Genomic DNA, 26,484 nt, shown 5'->3' on the forward strand with positions numbered 1-26,484 from the left:
GTCGGCTGCCAAACCGCAGGGATCGGTCGATCAAATGATGGCCGTCAGCGATGAGCTGGAGCTGCCACGGAGGAGGGACGATAGCGGCGGCGTAGAGCGGTCCTTCAAAGCGAAATCGAATTGAACCTGAAGGCCATTCCGGATGTCTATTAACTGCCGGCCTTGTGCGTCGCCTGGAGCGATGAATGCCGGTGGTCTTTTGGCTCGGGCGCACGGGGACGCTGGAATGCGAGGATATTCGCAAAAACACCGTTACGCGCTGGCCTTGCTCGCGGTCGTCCTCGGCCTGACGGCTGCTCCGGCATTCGCACAGCAGGACGATCTCAACGCGATGCGCGCCAATACCGACAAGCTGCGCCTCGAGCGAAAGTATGATGAAGCGCTGGCCGAAGCCCGGAAATACGAGGCTGCGATCAAGGAGAGATACGGCGTCGACGACTTCTACTATGGTGTCGCTCTGGTCAAAATCGCCAACGTCTATACGGCTCAAGGGAAGTTCCAGGACGCGCTCGATCTGCTGACGCGCGCAGTCGCGATCCAGGAAAAGGATCCCGACCGCGATCCCGTCGAGTTCGCGAAGTCGCTCAACAATATCGGCAACTCCCAGAGAGCCAACGGCGACCTCGCCAAGGCGGAAAGCTATCTGCAGCGCGCCCTTGCCATCAACGAAAAGGCGCTCGGACCAGGCGACGCCCTGGTTGCGCTCAATCTGAACAATCTCGGCGTTGTCTATCGCAATCAAAAGAAATTCGACCTCGCCGAGAACAGCTTTCAGAAAGCGTTGTCCATCCGCATGCAGGTGCTCGGGCCTGACGACGTCGCGGTTGCGAGTACTACCAGCAACCTGGCGTCGCTGTATCAGGCCCAGAAGAGATACAAGGAGGCGGAGGACCTGTACCAGCAGACGCTGGCGATCTACGAGAAAGCATCCGATCCGCGGAATGTCGCGCGAACGTCGATGCGCTTTGCCGGGCTGTATACCGACCAGGGCAAATATGCTTCAGCCGAGAAGCTCCTACTCAAGGCCATCGCGGCCGATCGGGAAATGGGCGGCGCCGATGGCCTCGAGCTGTCCGACGGGCTGTTCCGATTGGCCGGAAACTATCGCACTCAAGGCAAGAACGCTCAGGCTGAAGCGCTCTACCAGCAAGCCCTGTCGATCGCCGAAAAATCCGCCGGGCCGGACAGCCCGAAGGTTGCGGATATCCTGTCGGGGCTGCTCATGGAGTATATGGCGACGCAGCGCTGGCGTGAAGCTGTGGGGGTCGCCGAACGCGCACTCGCGATCCGTCAGCAGGCATCCGGCCCAAACTCCGTTGCATTGGTCAATGCGCTCTCGGACCTCGGAATGATCTATTCCATGACCGGCCGCACCAAGGACGCTCACGCGCCGATGGATCAGGCGTTGGACATCTACGAAAACTCTGTGGGCAAGGATAGTCCTGCGGTCGCAAGCGTGCTCACCCGGATCGGAAATCTGTATCTGTTCGAACAGAACTACGGACCGTCTGCCGCTGTCCTGGAGCGCGCGCTGGCGATCTACGATGCCAAAAGCAGCAATCCACTGCTTGCCGCCTGGCCTCTCGATCGATTGACGATCGTGAAGCAGCGGCAGAAGGACTACCCGGCTGCACTTGCGCTTGCCGAACGCAGGATCAGCCTCCACGAAAAGATGCTCGGACCATCAAACTTCATGGTGGTGAGCGATCTCAGATCCGCCTCGGACGCCGAGGTCTCGCTCGGCGATCTCGACAAGGCCACGCAGTATTCGCGCAGGGCGGTCGCTGTCGCGTCCGACTATCTCGCGCAGCAGGACGATACCACGTTGCAGGCGACGGAGGACAACGGGAGGCTGGCGGACATGCAAGCGGCTGTTTTCCAGTTGAATGTCGCCAATCTGTCGGGCCTTGCCGACAAGGATTCGAAATCTGCGGCCGCGCTGGGAAGCGAGGCGTTTCGCTCCGCGCAATGGAGCTCGCAGTCTTCCGCGGCTGCCGCGATTCAGAGGATGGGCAACCGCTTTGCCGCGGGCAACGGCGCCATCGCCGATCTCGTGCGGCAGAACCAGGACCTCCTGCATGCCTGGAGCGACAAGAACAAGGCGCTCAGCACCGCCACCGGGGTCAAGGACGATGCCGGAGCGGACAACAGCGAAACGCTGCGCAAGCAGATGAGCGATATCGAACGCAAGCTCGCCGACGTTCGCGGCAGGCTCGATACGCAATATCCGGAATATGCAGCACTGTCGCGGCCGCGGCCGACGACATTGGAAGAAACGCAAAAACTGCTTGGACCGGACGAGGCCATGGTTTTCTGGCTGGTCGAGAACGACAACACCTACGTCTTTGCCGTCGGGCCTTCGCAGTTCGGCTGGTCCAGAATTGCGGTCAGCAAAACCGCGCTGACGCAGAAGGTCGCGGCCTTTCGAACCGGGCTGGACCTGGACAAGCTGGAGACGATGCCGGCTGGGGCCAAGCCCGAGCTGTTTGATCTCGACGGATCTTACGCGCTGTACACGACGCTGTTTGGTCCGGTCGCAGATATCATCAAAGGCAAGAAGAAACTCATCCTGGTGCCGACCGGAAATCTGACGGCGGTGCCGTTCCACCTTCTCGTGACGCAGAAGCCGGCCGAGCGGCCTTCGAGCCTCAACGACGCCGCGACGTATCGCAAGGCAGCGTGGCTGCTGCGCAGCTACAGCATCTCGGTGCAGCCGTCGGTCTCGAGCATCCGGGTGCTGCGCAGCTTCGCGCGTCAGAGCACCAGCTCCAAACAGCTGATCGGCTTTGGTGATCCGATTTTCGGATCGGAACCGCCGCCTCCCGCGCCTGAACCGGTGCCCGCGAAGCGGGTTGAAAACGCAAAACCGGCGCAGCCGCCGCCCAGCAAGAAGAGCGGAAAGGCAAGGTCGATCGATGCCGTGGGGGCCTACTCGGATTACTGGCATGGCGCTTCGGTCGATCGTTCACTCCTCAGCCGGGCGCTGCCGCGCCTTGAAGACACCGCCGAGGAGCTCTCCGGAATCGCGAAGCGGATGGGCGTGCCGAGCAGCGATCTGCATCTGCGGGCCGATGCCAGCGAGACGACTGTCAAGACCGCCTCGCTGGCCGACTACCGCATCGTCTACTTCGCGACCCATGGCCTTGTCGCCGGCGACGTGCAGGGGCTGGGAGAACCGTCGCTGGCGCTCTCGCTTCCCAAACAGGCGACCGATCAAGACGACGGACTGCTGACCGCCAGCGAAATCGCCCAGCTCAAGCTGAACGCGGATTGGGTCGTGCTGTCTGCCTGCAACACTGCGGCTGGCGGCAAGCCGGGCGCCGAGGCTCTGTCCGGTCTGGCGCGGGCTTTCTTCTACGCCGGTGCGCGGGCGCTGTTGGTCTCGCACTGGGCGGTCGCATCCGATGCGGCGACCAAGCTGGCCACGTCGACCTTCGAGGCGATGAAGGCCAATCCGAAGCTTGGACGGTCCGACGCCTTGCGGCAGGCGATGCTGTCCTACATGGACGACGAGTCCGATCCGATGAATGCTTATCCCGCGCTTTGGGGACCATTCGTCGTCGTCGGCGAGGGGGAGCGAAACTAGAGCATGATCCGGAAAGGTGCGAAAACGGCTTTCCGGGAAGATCATGCTCAATCAACCCCTGAAGAGCGATGACGGTTCGGCACGATCTGATCGCGCGTTTGATCCACGGGACACCACCCAATTCTTGCCGCAGATGGCGATGAAGCTTATCCTCGCGCGATGGTTGCCAATGCCCCCGATATGAAAGCGTTCCTGCTCGCGACGCCGTTCTTCGGCGGTCTGCCGGACCCAGGTCTCGATCTCCTGATTTCGATGCTGGTCGAGTGCCGCTTCGATGCCGGCGCAATCGTCGTGGCGGAAGGCGATCCGGGACGCTCGATGTTCATCGTCAAATCCGGTCGGCTCGTGGTGAGCAAGCGGGCGAATGTGGGGAGCGTCATCCCGATTTCCGTTCTGGAGCCCGGCGACTTCTTCGGTGAAATGACGCTGATTGAAATGCAAAACCGCTCCGCCACGGTGGTCGCGGAGGCGCCGACGGTGTTGTATGAGCTCACGGCCCAGAAGCTCTACGCTTGCTACAAGGCCGATATCCACGCCTATGTGATCGTTCTGCAGAACATCAATCGCGAGCTTTGCCGACGGCTGCGCCGTTCCGACGATCGCTTCGCCGGACATCAGGTGGGTGAGGACAAGTGATAATGCGTAGGATGGGTTTCGCTTCGCTCTACCCATCCTACGGGCTATCTGAGCCCTTCCTTTGCCTTTCCCTTGCGTCAAAGAGTTGCCCGGTTCAGAGCGGCAACAGCCAGGGCACGAGCAAGACGCAGACTATCAAAGCAACCAGGGAAAACGGTACGCCGACGCGTACAAAGTCACCGAACGTGTAATGTCCGGGGGCGACCACCAACGTGTTAACCGGCGACGACACCGGCGTCATGAAGGCAGTCGAAGCAGCCAGGGCCACGGTCATTGCAAACGGATACGGCGAGGCATGCATTTCCTTCGCGACAGCGATGGCGACGGGGGCCATCAATACCGCCGTCGCGGTATTCGAGATAAACATCCCAAGCAGCGCCGTCATGGCAAAAAGCGTGGCGAGCATGATGTGATGGCCGGCGCCGCTGGTGATAGCTCTTAGCCCATCAGCCGCCAGTTCGACCCCGCCGGTTCTCTCGAGGGCGATCGAAAACGGCAACATTCCGACAATAAGGACAATGGTCTTCCAGTCGACCGACCGGTAGGCGCTGGCAATGTCGATACAGCCCAGCGCGCCCATCAGCATGCATCCGATCAGGGCGGCCTGCACATTCGGGATGAGGCCGCTGACCATCAATCCAACGACGAGCGCCAGGCAGATCACCGCCTGCGGCGCCTTGCCCGGGACCTGGAGAACCTGCCCGGCCTCGGCAGGCAGCCTGATGATGACCAAATCCGTATTGGCAGACCGGAGCTCTTCGATGTCACCCCAGGGACCAATCAGCAACAGCGTATCGCCGACCGCCAGCGCATCGTTCAGAAGGTCGTCTTGATGCGCAACCACGCCGCGCCGCAGGCCGATCACGGTCGATCCGAACCGGCTGCGAAACTTTGCCTGGAGGATCGTCTTGCCGATCAGATCCGAAGTCGGCATCAGCAGAACCTCCGCCATGCCGATATCCTGCGATCGATCGGTGAAATAGCTTCCGCTCAACGGAAGCTCTTCCAACGCAAATCTATCACGAAGCTCACCTATATTGCTGTGGTTTGCAAACAGATCGATAAGCAGGACATCATTGACCGCGAGCTCCAACTTGGCGGTCGGACGCAGAACCTCCGTGGAAAATCTGCGGCGGCGTTCCACGGCCAAAATGCTTGCTCCGGACGAGCCGCGAAGGTTCAGGTCTTCGATGGTCATGCCGGCGAGAGATGATTGCTCTGTCACGCGAAGCCGGTATTCGCGGTCGGCGAGTTTGTATTCATCGATCCAGACAGAGAAGTTCGGGTTGCCGGCGTTCTTCGCCTTCACTTTGTCAGGCAGCCAGCGATGCGCGAAGCACATGTACAGGATGCCCAGGGCGAGTATCGGCAAGCCGAACGGCGTGAAGCTGAAGAAGCGAAACCCTTCAATTCCGTGACGCTCGAGTTCACCGTTGACGACCAGGTTTGGTGCCGTCGCGACGAGCGTCAGCATTCCGCTTATGAGCGCAGCGAAACTGAGAGGCATCATCAGTTGGCCCGGTCCGACACCCGTGCTGTTTGCAATTCGCAACGCGACTGGAATGAAGATGGCGGTAACGGCCGTCGAACTCATCGTCGCGCCCAGGCCGCTGACGATCATCATCAGAAGGACAATCAGCGTGATCTTGCTGTCTCCGGCCTTCGTGATCAGCCAGTCGCCCAGCAGTTGCGCGACACCCGTTCGGACCAAGCCGTCGCCGAGCACGAAGAGAGCGGCTATCAGAACTATGTTTGGATCGCTGAAACCCGCCAATGCTTCACCCATGGTGAGGACACCGGTGAAGGGGAGCGCAAGGAGCATGATCAGTGCGACCACATCCAGGCGCGGCTTGTTGATCGCGAACATCAGGATCGCAGCCGCAAGAAGGACCAGGACAATCGTCAGATCAAACATGGGTGCCTGCCATGGAAGCCACCGACTTCAATTCGAATGATGATGATGACAAGACGGACGAAGGAGTAAGGACACATCGACTGGCCGACAATTTCAGTGATCGACGGTCGCTTCAACGACATTCATGGTGATGTGGGGATTGACATGACTTGCACCGAGACGTTCATCCGGCTGAATGCATCCGCCGGACCATCCCACGTGCCGGAAAGCGGAGACGCCTTTTCCTGTTCGCGCGTCACGGCGACGGGGATGTGTTCACTGCCGACGATCTTGTTGTTGGTAGGATCATAGCCGCGCCATCCGGCTCCGGGGATATAGATCTCGGTCCATGCGTGCGTGGCACCGTGTTGTCCTTCGGCCATCTGGATGTAGCCGGTGACAAAGCGCGCACCAAATCCCCAGTAGCGGGCAGCTTCCATCATGAACACCGCATAGTCACGACAGGTCCCGCTGCCGAGCCGCAGTGTTTCGTTGGGTGATTGAACCCCGAGAGTCTCGCGCGAAATGTATTTGAACGATTGGTAGATGTGAGTATTCAGATTGTTCAGAAGGTCCAGCGTGCCGATCAACTGGCCGGGTTTGTAGAGGTCGTGCAACCATCCGAGAAGGGCGGTCGCGTCGTAGAGATAGCTCGGGAGACGATACACCATCAGCTCAATTTGCTCTTCCGGGGGATATTGGAAGGGGAATGAACTGGCGAATGGCGCAATCCGCCATTCGATGGGATCGTCGTAGTAGAGGTCGACGTCGACTTCGCTTGCGATCTTGAGCTTGTCGGATGATTCCAAAAAGGTCAGGACTGCGATGGCATTGTCGTAGTTGTCGCGCAACCAGCGCACCTCCGCGTTGGGCTCGATATCCACCGACCCTCTCACGATGTGGACGTCATGTCCCTCGCGAGGTCGCATCATGGCTCGATGAGTACCGAAGGTGACGGACTGATTGTAGAAATATTCAGTCTTATGAATGATCCGGATTTGCCTCATGAGTAGCTCCTGCCACGTAGCAGCGATGAATGTTGCGGCGCCCGTTACCGTTGGATGTAGATCGCGAGCGCGCAAGCCGATTCGAAATGCCACTTCCTCACGTCATGGCGTGAGGAACCGATGGTTGCGAGAGCCGATCGCAGACGGCCGTCGCAGTCGGATAGGCAGTGTACCACATGTGAGGTGTGATCCGTCGGGCAAAACACCCGCCTTGCGCGAAAACCCGTCAACCCTCCGCCACAAAAATATTCCACTTTACCGAAATTCGGAATTACGGTACCCGTTTTCTATCCCGACCCAAGGAGAGGGACGATCGTCCGTCGTAACGAACGTGGGTCGGGGTGCGGTGGACGCGGCAGCGTCGGGCACGCGAAGGCGGGACCAGGGCGAGATGAACCTCGTGAGGTCCTTCTGCGTGCGGACGAACGGCGCCTTAAGTCTGGCGAAGCCTCTGGGCGAAGCCGGATGAGCTGCGTACGGCAAAAACGTGTGGTCCTGGCCGTCGTTGCTACGGTCAAGCCTTGCGGAGATGGATCGGGGCTCAACCGGGCCGCGAGCCATCGCCAATTCGCAAGGTGACGGTGACAAAAGGGAACTCGTCGCCGGGGAGAGCGCGCATAAGCCGTCAACCCACTGCGCAGGGAAGGCCGAGTGATTGGCTACACCTGTATGCTGCTGTGCGGTTTCCTCTGCGCTACCTGCGCACAGTGGACCGCGGGTGCCAGCCGGCACCCGGTCTTCCCTGCGCCCTCTTCATAAGAGAAGGCGAAAGAGGAGAACAAAACTCGGGCGTTTCGAGCCGTGAGAATGCGGCTTCATGCGTGAATTGAGAATGGTGCTGTCCGACGGGATTGATGGAGACGCGGACGCCTGTCGCCCAAAATCCACACCGCGTTCAAAATCTCCAGCTTTCGTGCCTCAAACGGTCGCGCCCGCGGACGCGATGTCTTTGCGCTCCCTCGACCAAGTTCCATAGTGCCAGTCGATGATACGCAACCGGGGGCGGGGTATCCAATGACAGCGCGTAAGTGTTTCATCGTGGCCGCGGGCTTGATGACGGCGAGCGCCGCCCATGCCGAGGACATTCCATCCAACGCCGAACTGTTTCACATGCTGAAAGCGCAGCAGCAGACCATCTCCGAGCTGCGCGCTGAATTGAAGCAGGCGAAACAGGAGCGGCGCACGGCCACTCCGAGAGAGGCGGCTGCACCGGCAGCGAGGCCGGCCGGACGCGACGCCGCGACGGAGACGGTGCCGGCAACCCCGCCCACGCAGGCCTATGCGATGTACGCCAAGGCGCCCGCGGTGTCGCCGGCGTCCGGTGGCGGTGCCTATGTCGGCGTTTTCGGCGGCGGCGGCAGTCGCGGCGGCACCGACATCAGCCAATTCGGCACCGTCTTTTTCGCCGAGGCCCTCGGAGGTCCCTTGGCCGTCGATGCCACGGGGCGGAGCAGCAGCGGCGGCGTCGGGTTCGGCGGCGCGCATCTCGGTTATGAATGGTCGTATGGCGCGTATGTCCGGCCCGCTCTGGAGATCGAAGGTTTCTATCTGGCAGGCAATCAGCCGCGCGCGACGCTGGTGAATCCTACTGACCGGCTTGCTGAACGCACCTTCGATGATACTTTCCCGACCCGCACCACGGTGCTTCTGGCGAACATGGTGGTCGGCTTCAACACGCCTTATCAAGGCATCACGCCCTATATCGGCGGTGGCATCGGGGCTGCCAACGTCTCCATCAACGGCGCTACGTCCACCCAGACCGACCCGGCCGAGCTTGGCATCAACCACTTCAACGCGAGGCCGGACTCCTCAGCCTGGACCTTTGCGGCACAGGCAAAGGCCGGTGCGCGCTTCGCCCTCGGCAACAGCGGCGCTTACCTGTTCGGCGAGTATCGCTATTTGTATGTCGGCGCCGCGAATCAGGTTTTTGGCTCCACCGTGGATCCCACTCATGCTGCGACCAGTTCGTGGACGGCCAGCTTCGGCGGGACGTCCCACCATCTGGCAGCCGGCGGCGTCGGCTTCGGCTTTTAGCCGAGTTTGAGCGGGTGGTTTATCCTGCGTCCTCTTCGTCGAAGAGGGCGCGGGAAAAGAGCAAAACTCGGGCGCCTCGTGCCGCGAGAAAGTTGATCTGTGCGTGAGGTGACCCAGGGAATGGTGCTGCCAGACAGGATTGAACTGTCGACCTCTCCATTACCAATGGAGTGCTCTACCACTGAGCTACGGCAGCATGTGCTGGGGTAAGAATCGGCCGCCAGAGGGGCCTACCAAGCGGGCCGATATCTGCCACAGGCCTCCCCTCTGTGCAAGCTTGCCGGCCCGGCGAAATCGACAAAATCGACCCTGTTGCGCGCCGAAATCAGCGGTTTTGCTCCGAAATGACCGGTTTTGGCTCGATTTGGTTCCCGCAAAATCCCCAGCCAATCGGGCAGTTGGCGGTATCCGCGAATTCGACCAAATCTGCCGGCTTCGTTGTCGCGGCCGTCCCGCACCCTCTTGAGATGTCGCTATTCGATGGCATCCTGCGGCCGGCCATGTGACGGGTTCAAAATGACCGACGAGAACGAGAAGAAGCCGGCGGCTGGCGCCCGGCAGGACCGGCTGAAATCGGCGCTGCGCGAAAATCTGAAGCGGCGGAAGGTGCAGGCGCGCGAACGCGCCGCAAGCGCCGACCCCTCGCAGAACGACGATGCTTCCCTAGATGAGGGGATCGCCGGCAAGACCTCTGACAAGACCTTCGACAAGGCCGGTGACTAGAATTTTTTGGAGTGCGTGGACGTGGCCATCGGGCAGGACGGAACGAAACGAACCGACGGAGATGCGCAGATGTCGCGGTTCTCTCGCCCCGAACAGACGTTTCCGGCGCTGACATCCGCCGAGATCGCGCGTATGCGGCATTTCGGCGAGCTGCGCAGCTATTCGCATGGCGAGCTCTTGTTCGAGACCGGCAAGCCGGGGCCGGGCATGTTCGTCGTGCTGAAGGGCCATGTCGCCCTCACCCAGCGCGACGGGCTCGGTCATGTCACCCCGCTGATCGACCAGGGGCCGGGGCAATTTTTGGCCGAGCTCAGCCAGCTCTCCGGCCGGCCGGCGCTGGTTGACGGCCGCGCCGAAGGTGATGTCGAGACGCTGCTGCTGCCGCCGGAGCGGCTGCGCGCGCTGCTGGTCGCCGAGGCCGAGCTCGGCGAGCGCATTATGCGCGCGCTGATCCTGCGCCGGGTCAATCTGCTCCAGGGCGGCGTCGGCGGTGTGGTGCTGATCGGGCCGTCGCATTCGGCCGGCGTGGTGCGCTTGCAGGGCTTTCTCACCCGCAACGGCCAGCCACATCACCTGCTCTGTCCCGAGCGTGATCGCGACGCCGCTGAGGTGATCGCGCGTTATTCGCCCAAACGTGAGGACTGGCCGCTGGTCGTCACGACTGGTGGCACCGTGCTGCGCAATCCCGGCGAGACAGAGCTTGCGCGCGCGATCGGCATGATCGGCGGCCCGCGTAACGACCGCATCTACGACGTCGCGATCGTCGGCTCCGGGCCGGCGGGACTCGCCACCGCGGTCTACGCCGCCTCCGAAGGACTCTCGGTCGCCGTGCTCGACACCCGCGCCTTCGGCGGCCAGGCCGGCGCCAGCGCGCGCATCGAAAACTATCTCGGTTTTCCGACCGGCATTTCCGGCCAGGCGCTGACGGCGCGCGCCTTCAACCAGGCGCAAAAATTCGGCGCCGACATCATGATCCCGATGACGGTGAAGTCGCTTGACTGCACGCGCACCGACGGCGCATTTTCAGTGGCGATCGACGGCGGCGATCCCCTGCGCTCGCGCGCGGTGGTGGTCGCAAGCGGCGCGCGCTATCGCCGGCCGGAGATCGAGAACCTCGACAGATTCGAGGGCCGCGGCGTCTGGTACTGGGCGTCCCCCGTGGAGGCGCGGCTCTGCTCCGGCGAAGAGGTGGCCCTGGTCGGCGCGGGCAATTCGGCAGGCCAGGCAGCGGTGTTCCTGTCGGGTCATGCCAAGAAGGTGCTGATGATCATCCGCGGCGGTGGTCTGGGCGCCAGCATGTCGCGCTATCTCATCGAGCGCATCGAAGCGACGCCGAACATCGAATTGATGTTCAACACCGAGATATCGGCGCTCGAGGGCGACGAGGCTTCGCTGCTGCGGCGCATCCGCTTGCGCAGCCGGCTGTCTGCGGACGAGGATTCCGCCGACATCAAGAATCTGTTTCTGTTCGTCGGTGCCGATCCTGCCACCGGCTGGCTCGATGGCTGCGGTGTGACGCTCGATCGCGGCGGCTTCGTCGTCACCGGCGCGCAGTCCGAGCAGAACCAGGGCCGGCTCGTGGCCCCGCTCGAGACTTCGGTCCCCGGCGTCTATGCCGTCGGCGACGTCCGCTCCGGCTCGGTCAAGCGCGTCGGCGGCGCCATTGGCGAGGGCGCGCAGGTGGTGGCCTCCCTGCACGGCTATCTCGGCGACGCCGCAAAACCGGCGCTTTAGAGCTCGATCCGGAAAAGTGTGCAGCGGTTTTCCGAAAGATCGTGCTCAAATAATAAGTCAAGGAGAAGACAAGGGAATGGCAAGTCGAATGTGACTTGCGATTTTGCCGTGTCCCGCGGACTATCGCCTCGTCGCGAGGCGCATCGCCCGCGAAACGAACAAAAGCTTCAACGGGAGGACTAAATGGCTGAACTCGTCGTGCTCTACAAGACGCCCAAGGATGCTGCGGCTTTCGACAAGCATTATGCCGAGACCCACATTCCGCTCGCCAAGAAACTTCCCGGCCTGAAGAAATACGCGGTCAGCACGGGACCGGTCGGCTCCCCCGCCGGTCCCTCCGGAGTCCATCTCGTCGCCATTCTCTCCTTCAACAGTGTGGCCGACATCCAGGCGGCATTTGGCAGCGAAGCAGGCAAGGCGGCAGCAGGCGACGTGCCGAAATTCGCCAGTGGCGGCGCCGATCTGCTGATCTTCGACACCAAGGAAGTTTGAAACCTGCAAGCTCGTAGCCCGGATGGAGCGAAGCGTAATCCGGGACAGCATTATCCAGGCGCGAGAACCCCGGATTTCGCTGCGCTCCATCCGGGCTACAAACTGCTGTCCATTGCGACAGTGATGCAAAAAATTCAGCCATGCGTTTGTCGATTCGCACGATGACGCATGGCTTCGTACGCATGTGTGATGCCGGCGCATGTAGCAATCCGATGAGGCGCGTAATACCATCCTGCTGATCTCAATATTGAGAGTAGGAGAGATGCCATGGTTCTTGGGTTGAGCCTGCCCGCCTTCACGCTAGTCCATGTCATCATCAGCCTGATCGCCATCGCCGCCGGCCTCATCGTGATGTTCGGCCTGCTCGGTTCGAAGCGGTTGCCGGGCCTCACCGCGATGTTCCTCCTCTTCACCATCCTGACCAATGCGACGGGCTTCCTGTTTCCGTTCAAGGAGCTGCTGCCCTCGTACATCATCGCCGCCATCTCGCTGGTGCTGCTCGCGATCGCCTGCATCGCGCTCTACGGCATGAAGCTCAAGGGCGCCTGGCGCCCGGTCTATGTCGTGACCGCGATGATCTCGCTCTACTTCAACGTCTTCGTGCTGATCATCCAGTCGTTCCTGAAGGTGCCGGCGCTGGCCGCGCTCGCACCGGCCGTGCCGCCGGCGCCGCCGTCGGGTCCGGTCTTCGCCGTGGTGCAGGGTCTCGTGCTGCTGTTCTTCGTGCTGGTGACCATCGGCGCCTGGCGCCGCTACAGGCCGATGGCGTTCGCCTGATCTCTCACTGAAGGAGCCCATCCAATGCCCACCATTACCACCAAGGACGGCGTCGAGATCTTTTACAAGGATTGGGGTTCGGGCCAGCCGATCGTGTTCAGCCATGGCTGGCCGCTGTCAGCGGACGACTGGGACGCGCAGATGATGTTCTTCGTCACCCGCGGCTATCGCGTCATCGCTCATGACCGCCGCGGCCATGGCCGCTCGTCGCAGGTCGCTGACGGCCATGACATGGATCACTACGCCGACGACCTTGCGGCGGTGACCGCGCATCTCGATCTGAAGAACGCCATTCACGTCGGCCATTCCACCGGTGGCGGCGAAGTCGTGCACTACATCGCCCGCCACGGCGAAAGCCGGGTGGCCAAGGCTGCGATCCTCTCCGCAGTGCCGCCGCTGATGGTTAAGACGGAGGCCAATCCCGGCGGCCTGCCAAAGAGCGTGTTCGATGACTTCCAGGTTCAGCTCGCCGCCGGCCGCTCGAGTTTCTATCGCGATATCGCCGCCGGCCCGTTCTACGGCTACAACCGCCCCGGCGCAAAGCCGTCGGAAGCGGTGATCCAGAACTGGTGGCGGCAGGGCATGATGGGCGGCGCGAAGGCGCATTACGACGGTATCGTCGCGTTCTCGCAGACCGATTTCACCGAGGATTTGAAGAAGATCACCGTGCCCGTGCTGGTGATGCACGGCGACGACGACCAGATCGTGCCTTACGCCGATTCCGCGCCGCTGTCGGCGAAGCTGCTCAAGAAGGGCACGCTGAAAACCTACAAGGGCTTTCCGCACGGCATGCCGACGACGCATGCCGAGACCATCAACGCGGACCTGCTGGCGTTTTTCAAGGAGTAAGGCTGAAGTACCTCACTTCAATATCTCCCTGATCGCGTCGAACGTCCGCTTCACGAAAGCCTCCGGCTTGTCGCGGGTACCTTCGCAGAGCCAGCTCTCGCCGCCGACGCGCATCGCGCCGGTGGCGATCATGGCGACGAGCCGCGCCTTCAACTGGTCCGACTTGCGGCCGGAGCGTTGCGCAAGCCCTTCCGCCAGCGCGCGTTCGAGCTTCTCGTATTTGAGCTGGTCGCGCGCCTGAAGCGCGGGATTGTCACGCTTGAGCCGTGCCATCGCCGCCGCCTCAGTCGGATCGAGCCGTTTGACCGTCGCCGCAATCGCGCTTTCCGCGGCGGTCAGCAAGGATTCGTCTGCGGGCCTGGCGATGATCGCGGCGACGAGGGCGGTTGCAGCATCTTCCTGCCAGGCGGCAACCACGTCCTCTTTCGAGGCGAAGTAATGGAAGAAGCTCCGGCGCGACACGTCGGCGGCGGCGGCGATGTCGTCGATGGTCGTGGCCTCGAAGCCGCGCTCCAGGAACAGCGCCATCGCCGCGCGGGTCAGCCGCTCGCGGGTCGCTTCGCGCTTGCGCTGCCTCAGGCCCGGCACCGCCGGCGATTTTCCTCCTGAGGACAAGGGCTTGGCGCGTTGCTTCGCCTGTTTCTTGGCCTGTTTCCCGGCGTGCTTCGAAACCTTCAAATTCCTTCACCTCTTGCAAAATTGCACTAAGTGCACATTTAGACCGGTCGTGGGGCTCTTCCAACCCCTGACAGGAGATTAAGGCATGACCGACTGGAGTACGGCAGACATTCCCTCCCTCAGCGGCAAGACGGCCGTCGTCACCGGGGCCACGGGCGGCCTCGGCTACGAGACGGCGTTGGCGCTAGCGGGCGCCGGAGCCATCGTCATACTCACGGGGCGCAACGACGCAAAGGGCCTGCGGGCGATCGAGCGCATTTGCGAGCAGTTTCCCAACGCGCTGATCGCCTATGAGCGCCTGGATCTCGCGAGCCTCGCCTCCGTCGCCGATTTTGCCAGGCGCTTTGCCTCCAGCAATGATCAGCTCGACCTCCTGGTCAACAATGCCGGCGTGATGGCGCTGCCGAAGCGGCAGCAGACCGAGGATGGCTTCGAGATGCAGCTCGGCACCAACTATCTCGGCCATTACGCGCTGACGGCGCGCTTGCTGCCGCAGCTGCGCCGCGCAAAGGCCGCGCGCGTCGTCGATCTCTCGAGCCTTGCGCACCGCTCCGGCGCGATCAATTTCGACGATCTCCAGAGCCGGCGGTCCTATCGTCCGTGGCGTGCTTACTGCCAGTCCAAGCTCGCGATGTTGATGTTCTCGCTCGAATTGCAGCGCCGCAGCGACGCGGCCGGCTGGGGCGTGCGAAGCGTCGCGGCCCATCCAGGCTATGCACGCACCGATCTCATTCCGAACGGCCCGGGCGCCAACACCTTCCAGTCGCGCGTGAGCCGTTGGCTACAGCCCTTCATCAGCCAGTCCGCGGCTGAAGGCGCGCTGCCTACCCTGTTCGCGGCGACCTCTCCGGCCGCGGAGCCCGGCGGTTACTACGGTCCGAACTGGTTCTACGAATTGAAGGGGCCGCCGGTGCCGGCGAGGGTTGTGCCGCAGGCGAAGGATTTCGCCGCGGCGGCCATGCTGTGGGATGTCTCGGCAACGCTGACCGGTGTATCCTTCGACGAGATCGCGGCCGCCGCATGAGCCGCGACATCGTGGGGGACGTCCCGATGCGAGTCATTGTCTTCGGCGCGACCGGCATGGTCGGGCAGGGTGTTTTGCGCGAGTGCCTGATCGATCCCGGCATCGAACGCGTGCTGGTGGTTGGGCGCAGTCCGACCGGCGTGCGCAGCGCCAAGCTCACCGAGATCATCCACGACGATTTCACCAACTATTCGGCGATCGAGGCGCAGCTCACCGGCTTCGATGCCTGCTTCTTCTGTCTCGGCGTCTCCTCGATCGGCATGAGCGAGGACCGTTACCGCCATCTCACCTACGACATCACGCTCGCTGCGGCGACGACGCTTGCGCGGCTCAATCCGCAGATGACCTTCACCTATGTCACCGGTGCCGGCACCGATTCCACCGAGCAGGGCTCGCGGATGTGGGCGCGGATCAAGGGCAAGACCGAGAACGACCTCCTCAAGCTGCCGTTCAAGGCGGCCTTCATGTTCCGGCCCGGCGTGATCCAGCCGTTGCACGGCGTACGCTCCAAGACCGCCTGGGTGCAGGCCGTCTACGATGTGACCTGGCCGTTATGGTCGGTGCTGCGCCGCCTTGCGCCTCGCCTGGTCACCTCGACCGAGCAGATCGGCCGCGGCATGATCCGGGTTGCGCGAGAGGGCTATCCGCGGAAAGTGCTGGAGATGGAGCATATCAATGGGCTCTAATCCGCCCTCTGGTTAGTTTTGCGGATATTTTGGCACCTCCGCGCGTTGTGCCGCATCTGCATCGCAGGAGAAGGGCCGGCGAATGTCTCCCCAGCTTAAACTGATCGCGCTCGACGCCGATGATCTCGCGGTGATCTCGACCCATGTGCAGGATGCTCTGGTGCAAGCCTCCGACATCATCTGGCGGCAGGGCGAGAAGCGCCTGGTGGTCGGCATGAGCCGGCTGGACTGGGAGCAGACGCTGGACGGCGAAACCGAGCCGCGCCGGCTGGTTTCGGCGCTCCGTTTCGACCGGGTGCTCGCCTGCAAGTCGCGCGACATCGATCTTGCGGCGTCGGAGACGGTTCTGGACCTCGTCGGTATCGAGTTTCACCCCCGGGACGGCCGCGACGAGGAGCCCGGCGGCAGCGCGCTGCTGCTGTTCGCCCAGGGCGGCGCCATCCGCCTCGACGTCGAATGCCTGGAATGCGAGCTGACCGATCTGGGGGCGGACGAGCTGGGGACAGGGCTGGGGGTCGAGGGATGAGGGACGGATACCGCATGCCACATATCCAGTGTCGTCCCGGCGAAGGCCGAGACCCATAGCCCCAGGGCATAGTTGTTAAAACGAGATGTGGCCCCATTTTGCTCAACAATTAGCTTCGGTGGTTATGGGTCCCGGTCTTCGCCGGGACGACATCTCCCAAGGGTTGACGCCGCTTCCCCGCCGCGCCATTGAGCAGGGGGCCTTGTGACGCCGATCCGCCCCCAAAGACCAGCCAAAAGACCATCGAAAAATGCCCGTTCGCCTCGACCGCAGCAGCGCCGATTTTGACCAGCGATTTTCGGCCTTCCTCGCCGCCAAGCGCGAGGTCTCGGCTGACGTCGAGGCCGCCGCGCGCGCCATCGTTGATGACGTGGCCAAACGCGGCGACGCGGCTCTGCTCGAGGCCACGGCAAAGTTCGACCGGCTGACGCTGGATGCATCTGGCCTGCGCGTCACCGCCGCCGAGATCGAGGCAGCCGTGAAGGCCTGCGATGCCGCAACGCTGGATGCGCTCAAGCTCGCACGCGATCGGATCGAGACCTATCATCGGCGCCAGCTGCCGAAGGACGAGCGCTTCACCGACCCGCTCGGCGTCGAGCTCGGCTGGCGTTACACCGCGATCGAATCCGCCGGCCTCTACGTGCCCGGGGGCACTGCGGCCTATCCGTCCTCGGTGCTGATGAATGCGGTGCCCGCGAAAGTCGCCGGCGTTTCGCGTCTCGTCATGGTGGTGCCGTCGCCCGACGGCAAGCTCAATCCGCTGGTGCTCGCGGCCGCAAAACTCGGCGGTGTCAGCGAGATCTACCGCGTCGGTGGCGCGCAGGCTGTGGCAGCCCTTGCGCACGGCACCGCGACGATCGCGCCGGTCGCAAAAATCGTCGGCCCCGGCAATGCCTATGTCGCCGCCGCAAAACGGCTGGTGTTCGGCAAGGTCGGCATCGACATGATCGCGGGCCCCTCCGAGGTGCTGGTGATCGCCGACGACACCGGCAATGCCGACTGGATCGCCGCTGATCTCTTGGCGCAGGCCGAGCACGATGCCAGCGCGCAATCGATCCTGATCACGGATTCCGCGCGCCTTGCCGCCGAGGTCGAAAAGGCCGTCGCGGCGCAGCTGAAGACGCTGCCGCGCGCCGCGATTGCCGGCGCCTCCTGGGCCGATTTCGGCGCCATCATCATGGTGAAGAATCTGGCTGAGGCGATCCCGCTTGCGGATGCCATCGCTGCCGAGCATCTCGAGATCATGACGACCGATCCGGATGCACTCGCCGCGAAAATCCGCAATGCCGGCGCTGTCTTCCTCGGTGCGCATACGCCGGAGGCGATCGGCGATTATGTCGGCGGCTCCAACCATGTGCTGCCGACGGCGCGTTCGGCGCGATTCTCCTCAGGCCTGTCGGTGCACGACTTCATCAAGCGTACCTCGATCCTGAAATGCGGCCCGGATCAGCTCCGTGCGCTCGGTCCAGCCGCGATGACGCTCGGCAAGGCGGAGGGGTTAGATGCCCATTCGCGCTCGATTGGATTGCGCCTCAATTTGTCATGACAAAGCCGCCCGAACAGGACGACTCGACCAATCGCATCGTCGCGGTGACCCTCGATGAGGATTCGATCGGCCGTTCCGGGCCGGACATCGAGCATGAGCGCGCGATCGCGATCTACGATTTGATCGAGCAGAACCTGTTCGCGCCCGACGGCGCCGATGGGAAAGGGCCGTTCACGCTGCATATCGGCATCACCGGCAGCCGGTTGATGTTCGACATCCGCCGCGAGGACGGCACGCCCGTGGTCGCGCATCTGTTGTCGCTGACCCCGTTCCGGCGGATCGTGAAGGACTATTTCATGATCTGCGACAGCTACTACCAGGCGATCCGGACGGCGACGCCGGACAAGATCGAGGCCATCGACATGGGCCGCCGCGGCATCCATGACGAGGGCTCGCGCACGCTCCAGGAGCGGCTGAAGGGCAAGGTGCGGATCGATTTCGAGACCTCGCGCCGACTGTTCACGCTCATCACTGTTCTGCACTGGAAAGGCTAGGGCATGGCCCGGAAAAGTGCGCAGCGGTTTTCCGACAAGGCCATGCCCTCTATCAAGAGAGGCTAGGCGCGATGGCGGGTCCGCCACGCGCACGCGATCCGCAATCGGTGCTGTTCGCCTGCGCGATGAACAGCGTGCGCTCGCCGATGGCCGAGAGCCTGCTGCGGCACATGTTTCCGCAAGGCCTCTACGTGAAATCGGCCGGCGCGAGAAAAGGCGAGCTCGATCCCTTCGCGGTCGCGGTGATGGACGAACTGGGGCAAGACATCTCCACCCACAAGCCGCAGACCTTCGAGGAGCTGGAGGACTGGGAGGGGCTGAATTTCGACCTCATCATCACGCTGTCGCCGGAGGCGCACCACAAGGCGCTGGAGCTGACCCGGACGCTTGCCGCCGACGTCGAATATTGGCCGACGCATGATCCCACCACCATCGAAGGCAGCCGCGACCAGAAGCTCGCCGCCTATCGCGAGGTCTGCGACCAGCTCCTGATGCGCATCCGCCGGCGGTTTGCCAAGGTCGGCGCGGCGAGCGGGTAGCATTCGCCGCCCGTAACAACGGCGTCACAGACTGCGGGCACAGGCATGTGGCGACCCTCGAATCGCTTAAGTCCGGGTTCCCGGGTTGTGAAATCAGCCCCCTTCCGATAGGTTCCGCGCGCAATTCACCCCCTGCTTCATCCCCAAAAATCACCTGATGCTCGGCCGCCCCAAATTCGTTCTTGCCTCCGGTTCGCCGCGGCGCCTGTCGCTGCTCAACCAGGCCGGCATCGAGCCGGATGCGCTCCGGCCCGCCGACGTCGACGAGACGCCGAAGCGGGGCGAGCTGCCGCGCGCCTGCGCCAACCGCCTCGCCCGCGCCAAGGCCGATGCGGCGCTGAAATCAGTCCAGCTCGACGACGAGCTGCGCGGCGCCTTCATACTCTCCGCCGATACGGTGGTGGCGGTCGGTCGCCGCATCCTGCCCAAGGCCAACCTCGTCGATGAAGCCGCGCAGTGCCTGCGGCTCTTGTCGGGCCGCAACCACCGCGTCTACACGGCGATTACGCTCGTGACGCCGCGCGAGGCCTTCCGGCAGCGCCTGGTCGAGACCCGCGTCCGATTCAAGCGCCTCTCGGAAGACGACATCCAAGCCTATATCGGCTCCGGCGAATGGCGCGGCAAGGCCGGCGGCTACGCCGTGCAGGGCATCGCCGGCTCCTTCGTCGTGAAGATGGTCGGCTCCTACAGCAACGTCGTCGGCCTGCCGCTCTACGAGACCACGACCCTGCTCGGCGGCGAGGGTTTTCCGATCCGCTTCGGCTGGCTCAACGCCACCGCCGTGTGAGCGCGGTGCTGGCCTCGCGGCCTAACAAAAATCTCGAAAACAACCCCATGCACAGTAGAATGGCCCGGCGCGACCTTGCGTGGAACGCATGCGCCGACGCCTGAGGAACCTGTTTGTTGACAGGTTCTTGAACGCCTTCACCTCCTACGCGCTGCCGAGATCATGGACGACCACGTCAAAAAGCCCACCGGCCCCGTCAAAACCTGCTCGATCTGCGGCAAGCCGCAGTCGGAGGCAACCCGCCCGTTCTGCTCGTCGCGCTGCCGCGACGTCGACCTGAACCGCTGGCTGAAAGGCTCCTACGTCATCCCCGGCCGCGACGATGAGGCGGATGGCGAAGAATAATTAAGCAATATCAATATTTTAATTGAATTTCTGACGTGCCGCGCGCCAGCCGCGGCGGGGCCGCCCGACCTTGTGCACAGCCGGGCCGCGCCCGGCGAAGCCTCTTGGCGAAGCCGGGTGGACAGGCCGCTTCCAGCCCACTATAAACCGCCCGCTCGATGGGCCTTGACCTTCTCTTTGGGTCTTCCCTCAGCACGCCCAGGTAGCTCAGTTGGTAGAGCATGCGACTGAAAATCGCAGTGTCGGTGGTTCGATTCCGCCCCTGGGCACCATTCCATTTCAGCGCCCAGTTCAATCAGCCGGCTCGCGCCCTCGGTCACGACGGCAGGTAGCCGCCGAGGGTCCCTAGTCGAATCGTAAAACGAGCGCGCCCGCCATCATCAGACCGTCATCGCCCTGTCATTGGCGTTCCATTGATCGTTGCTCCTTTCGCCGCGCATCGCAGAGGGTGGACATGGATCTGATCAAGACGATTTCTTCCGACCGCCGGTCGATCCTGAAGGGCCTCGCGGCCACGGCCGTCGCGCCGCTGGCGGGACCAGCCATGGCGGCCGAGGGCCTGCCGGCGCAGCTGACCGGATCGGCGGCCGCCATCGCCACCGACAAGGCCTATTGGACGGCCGTGAAGGGGCTCTATGCCGTGACGCCGGATGTCGCCAATCTGGAGAACGGCTTTTGGGGCATCATGGCCGAGCCCGTGCGGCGCGAGTTCATCCGCCTGTCCGACATGGTCAACTATCAGAACACCTACTACGCGCGGCAGCGCGCGGGTGCGGATTTCGATTCCGTGCGGGCCAAGGTGGCGGCGGCGGTCGGCGCGGCGCCCGAGGAGATCGCGCTCACCCGCGGCGCGACCGAAGCGCTGCAACTGCTGATCAGCGGCTACAACAGACTGAAGCCCGGCGACAGCGTGCTCTACGCCGACCTCGATTACGATTCGATGCAGTATGCCATGAACGCGCTGAAGGCGCGCCGCGGTGTCGACGTGGTCAAGTTCGATGTGCCGGAGCCGGCCACCCGCCAGGCCGTGCTCGACGCCTATGCCCGCGCGCTGGAGGCAAATCCGAAGACAAGGCTTCTCCTCCTCACCCATGTCAGCCATCGCACCGGCCTGATCATGCCGGTCGCCGAGATCGCCCGCATCGCCAGGGCCAAGGGCATCGACACCATCCTTGACGCCGCCCATTCCTGGGGGCAGATGGATTTTCGGGTGGGTGAGCTCGAGGTCGATTTTGTCGGCTTCAACCTGCACAAATGGATCGGCGCGCCGGTCGGCGTGGGCTTCCTCTACATCAAGAAGGACCGCCTCGCCGATATCGATCGCGACATGGGCGACGAGGATTTTCCGGACACCGACATCCGCTCGCGGGTCCACACCGGCACGGTCAATTTCGCGACGGTGCTGACGGTGCCCGCGGCCGTCGAACTCCATCAGCAGATCGGTGCTGTGGCGAAACAGGCCCGCCTGCGCTATTTGCGCGACTACTGGGTCAGTCGCGTTCGCAGCTTCAAGGACATCGAGATCCTGACGCCGGATGAGGCCGGCCTGTATGGTGCGATCACGTCGTTCCGCCTCGCCGGCAAGACGAGCAAGGCCGACAACGACGCCACCGTGGCGAAGCTCAGGGACACCTACAAGGTCCTGACGGTTCGCCGGGCGGGCGTCGCCAAGGGCCAATGCATCCGCGTGACGCCGGCGCTCTACACCGAGGAGGCCGATCTCGACCGGCTCGTCGAGGCGCTTGCTGCCATCACGGGGTCGAAGGCGGGGTGACGCGCGCGGCGGAGTGCGATCGGTTTCAAGGCGGCCAAATCGCAAAGGCACGCGCGTTTGTATCGCGTGGCCTCAGGCGGCGAGCCACGAGTCCAGTATCATTCTTTCCTGTTCGGTCGGACCTAGTGTCGAGTTTGCGAAGAAGGTGACGTTTATCCCGCCGTTAAAAGCCATCCAACCCGTGAACGCATCGCTCCAATCACCGTTGTGACCATAGAAATTACCCGTGCCGTCGGGTGCCTGGAACCGCCAAACGCCAAGGCGTGCATCCCCTGTTGGATAGGCCGGCAGAGCGCTGGTTGCGCCCGGTGCGCGCGTGTCACGCATGGTCGGCCACGGGTCTGGGCTGAATGAACCGTTGATCAAATGCGCGATGAAACGGCCGTAGTCGCGAACGTCCATGTTCCAGCGGTCGGCGCCGCAAGTGAGTATCGGGTTCGTCGAAACATGTTGGTCGCCGAGATGATCGTGGGCATCTGCGAACCACTCCGCTTGAAGGTTAGTCGGCGATTCCGGGCCAATCGATGCGTGACCGATTCCCGCGGGAGCCATGATGTTTCTCTGGATGTTGTCGGCATACATGGTGGCGGTGACCGTCGGCAGCACAGTTTGAGCCAGCACGGTTGGTAGAAGAGTCTGAGCCCGCGCCTCCAGCCACCCCAGGGAAAGAGGACAGCTCAGATAGGCCAGCAGGACACGAAGCAGGGAGTAGTTGATGTTTTGGTAGTGAACCACACCGAGGGTGCCTCCTGGTGGTGACTCACACAACGCCTTTAGCTGGCCGAAGTCGGATTGATCGCCGAGCAAGCCGCCGGAATGCGTCATAACGTGCGCGAACGTCAGTTGCGCGATTTGCGCGTTCACATTCCATGATGCTGGCAAGAAGGGTCTGATCCCGTGCGCGGGCGTGAGGCCGCTGGCGAGCAATTGGCGTACGACCCCGGCTGCCGTGATGGTCTTGCTCATGCTCAGCACGTCCATACGGATCAAGGACGTCATCGTCACGTCTGGATTGATGCGGGCCTTGCCCGCGCCCGCATTGTTCTTGAGGTTCAATCCCTGATGGATCGCGATTGAGTGGCCCTCGGTGAAGCTCAGTTTGCCATCGAGGTTGCTGAAGACAGCGCCTAGATCGGTCATGATAGCTCTCCCTCGCAAATATTTTGCGCACACGATCTTGCACAGCACGCCACTGAATTGTCTGTGAGCGATCTCACACGCTTTACGGGAATCGCGGCAAGCGCAACGGCGGCGATCGGCAGGTCCGCCAGCGCTATTGGCGCGACTACCGGGTCAGTCGCGTTCGCAGCTTCAAGGACATCGAGATCCTGACGCCGGATGAGGCCGGCCTGTATGGTGCGATCACGTCGTTCCGCTTCGCCGGCAAGACGAGCAAGGCCGACAACGACGCCACCGTGGTGGGACACCCACAAGGTCTTGACGGTTCGCCGGGCGGGCGTCGCCAAGGGCCAATGCATCCGCGTGACGCCGGCGCTCTACACCGAGGAGGCTGATCTCGACCGGCTCGTCGAGGCGCTTGCTGCCATCACGGGTACGAGGGCGGGGTGACGCGCGCGAGGCGGAGTGTGATTGGTTTCAAGGCGGCCAAATCGCACACGCTGGCAATCAGCATTACCGTGCAGTGCACTCAATGCACATTTGAACCGATAGGCCGATTTGATAGGCCGCAAAATCGCTCAATTGAGTGTCACCGTAGTGGGTATATGCTCGCCGGTTTAATGAGAAACGCGCGGTGGAGTGCTGGCTGGTCGGCGTCCGTCGATCGACCTCAATGGATCGCTAATCGATCGTGTAGCCGAGCGTGCGGTATCCGGCCCGCCGCCTAGCAGCCATCCGAGCCAGAACCGGTACTGCCGAATCCACGTAGTCGACGACGAGAACGTCGGCGTTGCCAGCATATCGTCGGTGAAGCCGTCCCACATACTGGGCCAACGTCCCCTTCCAGGAGATAGGCATCGTCAGGAACAGCGTATCGAGCCGTGCATCATCGAAGCCTTCTCCGATGTAGCGGCCAGTCGCCAGGATGAGGCGTTCTTCCTCTTCGGGAACGCCTAATGCCACGTCGGCGCTTTTTCGCTCAGCCGCCGATAGTCCTCCGCGCAAGACCGCGATATTCTTGACGAAGGAGGAAAAGCGTTTCTCCAGATAGAGGAGATGGTCCTTCCGTTCGGTCAAAACGATGGGCGATCGCTTTTTTTCGAGAGCTTCTAGAACATCGTCGAAGATGAGATCATTGCGTTCATCGTCCGCAGCGAGGGCGGCGTAGACCTCCGGCATCGGAGGTCTTTCCATCGACGACAGAGACAGGGGTAACTCGAACCTCGTCGTCCGGTCGCGAACCCGATGGCGGATGCCGCGCTCAGACGCTTGGGTTCGCGCGTCGACCTTGTGCCGGACCGGACCGCACTGCATGAAGATGATTGGATGATGCCCGTCCTTCCGAGCAACCGTGGCGGACAGCCCGAGAACGAAGCGGGCCTTGGTACGCCTGGCAACCAATTCGAAGCTAGCGGCGGACAGGTGATGGCACTCATCGACGACCAGATGTCCATATGCGGCAACGACATCGTCCACTTCGCCGTTCCTGACCAAACTCTGGATGATCGCCACATCGATGACGCCGGTCGGCTTGCGCTTACCGGCACCGATCATCCCGATTTGCTTCGAGTCGATGTCCAGAAAAGAGCGCAGACGCTCCATCCACTGATCGAGAAGCTCGCGGCGATGGACCAGCACAAGGGTATTCCGCTCACGCTGTGCGATTAGCGCGGCGGCGACGACCGTCTTGCCGAATGCTGTCGTGGCCGCGAGGACACCATGATCATGGAGAGCGAGATCCGCGAAGGCTCTCTGTTGGGGCGGCAGCAGTTCTCCGCGGAACGATAGTCGCGTCGGCAGCGGCTGACCGAGTTCGCGACGATCTTCCAGGACCAACTCGATCCCATGGTTCCGGGCGAGCGCGGTCATCTCGTCGAGACAGCCGCGCGGCAAAGCCACGTGCCGGGGATGAAACTCGGCGCACGAGACGACGCGGGGCCTCCCGAATGTCGGCAAGCGCATGGCCTGAGCCCGATAGAACTCCGGGTTCTGGAATGCCGCCAGCCGGACGAACTGCGCGACCAATGCTGGGGGAAGCTCTGCTTTTTCGAGGTAAATCTGATCGGCAATCACGATGTTCATCGTCTTCGGAAGGGGGGCCTCGATCTGCGCTGGCCCGGTGCGGCGCGATGGGAGCATTTTCCATGGCTCGTCGGCAAACTCGTCTTCTACAGGCATCCGGACGCCGAGGATGCGGCCCGAACGCTCCGCCTCGTCGACGATCCCGAAAACTGCGTCTGCCGAATTTCGAGGGAGCGTTGATAGAAAAGCCCACTGATCTTCGTAGGGATTTAGGTCTTCGTCGACGAAGACGCTGTTGCCAACTTCGCGTGCTCGTCTCTGCAACGGCAACGCGATCAGGTTCCCGAAGCCGCCGAGCGGCATCGTATCCTGGTTGGGAAAGAATCGATCGCAAGAGGAGAAGCCGATCTCTGGGCGCCTCTCCATAGTCTCAGTGATCAGTGCTGCTCCCATCTGGCGCGCGGTCCGCGCCGAGATCGGCTCGCAGAAGAATACCCAGACATGACCACCATTTCCCGACCGAGATCGTTCGAGAGCGGCAGCGATGCCCTTGTCGCGGCACGTTTCCAAGAATGCTCTGGCATCCTCGGCCCACGCCTCTTTGTCAAAATCGGCGGCAAGGAACCAGCACGTCTCATCGGAAAGCAAGGGGTACACTCCGGCAATAAAATCACTGGATCGCGCATCGCCGCCGCGAAGGTGCCTTTCGATGATCTCGTCCGACGGAGGAATGAATGCCTGATGGGGGCATTCTCCGCATTTGACCTTTGGCTTGCCGCAAATGCCCCTTGCCCATTCGTTCGAGCAAGCCGGCGAATATCCCGCGCGACCCGTCTTGCGGTTTTCCCACCGCACAGGAACAATATCTGGTCGACCGGCGAATAGACGACGAAACAGGGTAATTTTGTCGGAAGCTGGCGAATTATTGGTGACCGGCGCGCCCTCGAAGGACGAACGCCGCCCGACCTGGTCAATCGCCGAGAGTTGTTCCAGCGAGGCTAGCCTCGCTTCAAGACCCGCTTGCTCGGCTTTGAGGTCAGTGACACGCTGCCGAATGCGTACGAGTTCCTGTTCGATCGCATCTCTGTCCACGGTGGCTACCCTGTACAATTTCTAGGGCAAATAAGCGGAGCATTTCCGCTTCCTGTCTCCTGACACGAGATCGAGATTATAGTCGAATGCCTTCAGGGGTGAAGCGCTCGAACTCTGCGA

At 62.5% G+C, this 26,484-nt stretch carries 23 protein-coding genes and 2 tRNA genes; 19 read left to right on the top strand and 6 right to left on the bottom strand.

Going from position 1 to position 26,484, the window contains the following annotated elements; all coding sequences use genetic code 11:
- Positions 1–226: 226 nt before the first annotated feature.
- Both UP06_RS09845 and UP06_RS09850 read left to right on the top strand, forming a co-directional pair.
- Positions 227–3,586, top strand: coding sequence for a CHAT domain-containing tetratricopeptide repeat protein (locus tag UP06_RS09845; protein WP_197087161.1), 3,360 nt, complete (start codon positions 227–229; stop codon positions 3,584–3,586).
- A 159-nt stretch (positions 3,587–3,745) separates the two neighbouring features.
- The gene (locus tag UP06_RS09850; RefSeq protein WP_045002361.1) at positions 3,746–4,222 is read left to right on the top strand and encodes a Crp/Fnr family transcriptional regulator; all 477 of its coding nucleotides are present in this window, start codon (positions 3,746–3,748) and stop codon (positions 4,220–4,222) included.
- A gap of 94 nt (positions 4,223–4,316) precedes the next feature.
- Here the strand turns inward: UP06_RS09850 and UP06_RS09855 are convergent, their stop codons facing one another.
- Together UP06_RS09855 and UP06_RS09860 are read right to left on the bottom strand one after the other, a co-directional pair.
- Positions 4,317–6,137 carry an SLC13 family permease gene (locus UP06_RS09855; protein ID WP_045002362.1) on the bottom strand — a complete coding sequence of 607 codons (1,821 nt, stop codon included), beginning with the start codon at positions 6,135–6,137 and terminating at the stop codon, positions 4,317–4,319.
- A gap of 122 nt (positions 6,138–6,259) precedes the next feature.
- Positions 6,260–7,123, bottom strand: coding sequence for a transglutaminase family protein (locus tag UP06_RS09860; protein WP_045002363.1), 864 nt, complete (start codon positions 7,121–7,123; stop codon positions 6,260–6,262).
- A 1,014-nt stretch (positions 7,124–8,137) separates the two neighbouring features.
- Here UP06_RS09860 and UP06_RS09865 point away from each other — a divergent pair.
- Positions 8,138–9,157: an outer membrane protein gene (locus UP06_RS09865; RefSeq protein WP_245305444.1), complete on the top strand. Its 1,020-nt coding sequence runs from the start codon at positions 8,138–8,140 to the stop codon at positions 9,155–9,157.
- 121 nt (positions 9,158–9,278) lie between these two features.
- Here UP06_RS09865 and UP06_RS09870 read toward each other — a convergent pair.
- Positions 9,279–9,353 (bottom strand) — tRNA-Thr (locus UP06_RS09870).
- A gap of 320 nt (positions 9,354–9,673) precedes the next feature.
- On the opposite strand from UP06_RS09870, the gene UP06_RS09875 reads away from it, so the two are divergent.
- The 5 genes from UP06_RS09875 (at position 9,674) to UP06_RS09895 (ending at position 13,732) form a co-directional block, all read left to right on the top strand.
- Entirely contained in the window at positions 9,674–9,880 is a 207-nt protein-coding gene (locus UP06_RS09875; RefSeq protein ID WP_045002364.1) for a hypothetical protein, read from the top strand.
- 69 nt (positions 9,881–9,949) lie between these two features.
- Positions 9,950–11,614 carry an FAD-dependent oxidoreductase gene (locus tag UP06_RS09880; RefSeq protein ID WP_245305445.1) on the top strand — a complete coding sequence of 555 codons (1,665 nt, stop codon included), beginning with the start codon at positions 9,950–9,952 and terminating at the stop codon, positions 11,612–11,614.
- Between the two features lie 183 nt (positions 11,615–11,797).
- Positions 11,798–12,106: an EthD family reductase gene (locus tag UP06_RS09885; protein WP_045002365.1), complete on the top strand. Its 309-nt coding sequence runs from the start codon at positions 11,798–11,800 to the stop codon at positions 12,104–12,106.
- A gap of 267 nt (positions 12,107–12,373) precedes the next feature.
- Entirely contained in the window at positions 12,374–12,883 is a 510-nt protein-coding gene (locus UP06_RS09890; RefSeq protein ID WP_045002366.1) for a hypothetical protein, read from the top strand.
- 24 nt (positions 12,884–12,907) lie between these two features.
- A complete protein-coding gene (locus UP06_RS09895) occupies positions 12,908–13,732 on the top strand; it encodes an alpha/beta fold hydrolase (RefSeq protein WP_045002367.1) in 825 nt (274 codons plus the stop codon).
- 12 nt (positions 13,733–13,744) lie between these two features.
- Here the strand turns inward: UP06_RS09895 and UP06_RS09900 are convergent, their stop codons facing one another.
- Positions 13,745–14,410, bottom strand: a complete 666-nt coding sequence (locus tag UP06_RS09900) for a TetR/AcrR family transcriptional regulator (protein WP_045002368.1) — start codon at positions 14,408–14,410, stop codon at positions 13,745–13,747.
- Between the two features lie 85 nt (positions 14,411–14,495).
- On the opposite strand from UP06_RS09900, the gene UP06_RS09905 reads away from it, so the two are divergent.
- The 10 genes from UP06_RS09905 to UP06_RS09950 all read left to right on the top strand — a co-directional run bounded on the left by UP06_RS09905 (position 14,496) and on the right by UP06_RS09950 (position 22,131).
- Positions 14,496–15,434 carry an SDR family oxidoreductase gene (locus UP06_RS09905; RefSeq protein ID WP_045002369.1) on the top strand — a complete coding sequence of 313 codons (939 nt, stop codon included), beginning with the start codon at positions 14,496–14,498 and terminating at the stop codon, positions 15,432–15,434.
- A gap of 26 nt (positions 15,435–15,460) precedes the next feature.
- A complete protein-coding gene (locus UP06_RS09910; RefSeq protein ID WP_045002600.1) occupies positions 15,461–16,120 on the top strand; it encodes an NAD-dependent epimerase/dehydratase family protein in 660 nt (219 codons plus the stop codon).
- Between the two features lie 82 nt (positions 16,121–16,202).
- On the top strand, positions 16,203–16,646 hold the full coding sequence (locus UP06_RS09915; RefSeq protein WP_045002370.1) for a DUF2948 family protein: 444 nt from the start codon (positions 16,203–16,205) through the stop codon (positions 16,644–16,646).
- 250 nt (positions 16,647–16,896) lie between these two features.
- Entirely contained in the window at positions 16,897–18,192 is a 1,296-nt protein-coding gene (gene hisD / locus UP06_RS09920; RefSeq protein WP_045002371.1) for a histidinol dehydrogenase, read from the top strand.
- Entirely contained in the window at positions 18,189–18,686 is a 498-nt protein-coding gene (locus tag UP06_RS09925) for a UPF0262 family protein (protein WP_045002372.1), read from the top strand. Before hisD ends, UP06_RS09925 begins: the two co-directional genes overlap by 4 nt.
- Before the next feature lie 71 nt (positions 18,687–18,757).
- Entirely contained in the window at positions 18,758–19,225 is a 468-nt protein-coding gene (locus UP06_RS09930) for an arsenate-mycothiol transferase ArsC (protein ID WP_045002373.1), read from the top strand.
- Between the two features lie 157 nt (positions 19,226–19,382).
- The gene (locus UP06_RS09935; RefSeq protein ID WP_018321268.1) at positions 19,383–20,012 is read left to right on the top strand and encodes a Maf-like protein; all 630 of its coding nucleotides are present in this window, start codon (positions 19,383–19,385) and stop codon (positions 20,010–20,012) included.
- A 162-nt stretch (positions 20,013–20,174) separates the two neighbouring features.
- Entirely contained in the window at positions 20,175–20,357 is a 183-nt protein-coding gene (gene yacG, locus UP06_RS09940; protein ID WP_045002374.1) for a DNA gyrase inhibitor YacG, read from the top strand.
- A gap of 196 nt (positions 20,358–20,553) precedes the next feature.
- Positions 20,554–20,629 (top strand) — tRNA-Phe (locus UP06_RS09945).
- A gap of 182 nt (positions 20,630–20,811) precedes the next feature.
- Positions 20,812–22,131: an aminotransferase class V-fold PLP-dependent enzyme gene (locus UP06_RS09950; RefSeq protein WP_045002375.1), complete on the top strand. Its 1,320-nt coding sequence runs from the start codon at positions 20,812–20,814 to the stop codon at positions 22,129–22,131.
- 72 nt (positions 22,132–22,203) lie between these two features.
- On the opposite strand, the gene UP06_RS09955 is transcribed toward UP06_RS09950, so the two are convergent.
- A complete protein-coding gene (locus UP06_RS09955) occupies positions 22,204–23,271 on the bottom strand; it encodes a serine hydrolase (RefSeq protein WP_045002376.1) in 1,068 nt (355 codons plus the stop codon).
- Positions 23,272–23,568: 297 nt separating this feature from the next.
- Between UP06_RS09955 and UP06_RS42405 the strand changes: the two genes are divergently transcribed.
- Positions 23,569–23,700: a hypothetical protein gene (locus UP06_RS42405; RefSeq protein ID WP_283806020.1), complete on the top strand. Its 132-nt coding sequence runs from the start codon at positions 23,569–23,571 to the stop codon at positions 23,698–23,700.
- A 231-nt stretch (positions 23,701–23,931) separates the two neighbouring features.
- Here UP06_RS42405 and UP06_RS41985 read toward each other — a convergent pair whose 3' ends face one another.
- Positions 23,932–26,364: a TOTE conflict system archaeo-eukaryotic primase domain-containing protein gene (locus tag UP06_RS41985; protein ID WP_045002377.1), complete on the bottom strand. Its 2,433-nt coding sequence runs from the start codon at positions 26,362–26,364 to the stop codon at positions 23,932–23,934.
- Positions 26,365–26,484: the final 120 nt, after the last annotated feature.

The sequence above is a fragment of the Bradyrhizobium sp. LTSP857 genome, assembly GCF_000938285.1.
GTDB lineage: Bacteria > Pseudomonadota > Alphaproteobacteria > Rhizobiales > Xanthobacteraceae > Bradyrhizobium.

Excerpts from the sequence above, each read along its gene's own strand:
- UP06_RS09845 (WP_197087161.1), top strand. The coding sequence starts at position 227 with ATGCGAGGATATTCGCAAAAACACCGTTACGCGCTGGCCTTGCTCGCG.
- UP06_RS09850 (WP_045002361.1), top strand. The coding sequence starts at position 3,746 with ATGGTTGCCAATGCCCCCGATATGAAAGCGTTCCTGCTCGCGACGCCG.
- UP06_RS09855 (WP_045002362.1), bottom strand. The coding sequence starts at position 6,137 with ATGTTTGATCTGACGATTGTCCTGGTCCTTCTTGCGGCTGCGATCCTG.
- UP06_RS09860 (WP_045002363.1), bottom strand. The coding sequence starts at position 7,123 with ATGAGGCAAATCCGGATCATTCATAAGACTGAATATTTCTACAATCAG.
- UP06_RS09865 (WP_245305444.1), top strand. The coding sequence starts at position 8,138 with ATGACAGCGCGTAAGTGTTTCATCGTGGCCGCGGGCTTGATGACGGCG.
- UP06_RS09875 (WP_045002364.1), top strand. The coding sequence starts at position 9,674 with ATGACCGACGAGAACGAGAAGAAGCCGGCGGCTGGCGCCCGGCAGGAC.
- UP06_RS09880 (WP_245305445.1), top strand. The coding sequence starts at position 9,950 with ATGTCGCGGTTCTCTCGCCCCGAACAGACGTTTCCGGCGCTGACATCC.
- UP06_RS09885 (WP_045002365.1), top strand. The coding sequence starts at position 11,798 with ATGGCTGAACTCGTCGTGCTCTACAAGACGCCCAAGGATGCTGCGGCT.
- UP06_RS09890 (WP_045002366.1), top strand. The coding sequence starts at position 12,374 with ATGGTTCTTGGGTTGAGCCTGCCCGCCTTCACGCTAGTCCATGTCATC.
- UP06_RS09895 (WP_045002367.1), top strand. The coding sequence starts at position 12,908 with ATGCCCACCATTACCACCAAGGACGGCGTCGAGATCTTTTACAAGGAT.
- UP06_RS09905 (WP_045002369.1), top strand. The coding sequence starts at position 14,496 with ATGACCGACTGGAGTACGGCAGACATTCCCTCCCTCAGCGGCAAGACG.
- UP06_RS09910 (WP_045002600.1), top strand. The coding sequence starts at position 15,461 with ATGCGAGTCATTGTCTTCGGCGCGACCGGCATGGTCGGGCAGGGTGTT.
- UP06_RS09915 (WP_045002370.1), top strand. The coding sequence starts at position 16,203 with ATGTCTCCCCAGCTTAAACTGATCGCGCTCGACGCCGATGATCTCGCG.
- hisD (WP_045002371.1), top strand. The coding sequence starts at position 16,897 with ATGCCCGTTCGCCTCGACCGCAGCAGCGCCGATTTTGACCAGCGATTT.
- UP06_RS09925 (WP_045002372.1), top strand. The coding sequence starts at position 18,189 with ATGACAAAGCCGCCCGAACAGGACGACTCGACCAATCGCATCGTCGCG.
- UP06_RS09930 (WP_045002373.1), top strand. The coding sequence starts at position 18,758 with ATGGCGGGTCCGCCACGCGCACGCGATCCGCAATCGGTGCTGTTCGCC.
- UP06_RS09935 (WP_018321268.1), top strand. The coding sequence starts at position 19,383 with ATGCTCGGCCGCCCCAAATTCGTTCTTGCCTCCGGTTCGCCGCGGCGC.
- yacG (WP_045002374.1), top strand. The coding sequence starts at position 20,175 with ATGGACGACCACGTCAAAAAGCCCACCGGCCCCGTCAAAACCTGCTCG.
- UP06_RS09950 (WP_045002375.1), top strand. The coding sequence starts at position 20,812 with ATGGATCTGATCAAGACGATTTCTTCCGACCGCCGGTCGATCCTGAAG.
- UP06_RS09955 (WP_045002376.1), bottom strand. The coding sequence starts at position 23,271 with ATGACCGATCTAGGCGCTGTCTTCAGCAACCTCGATGGCAAACTGAGC.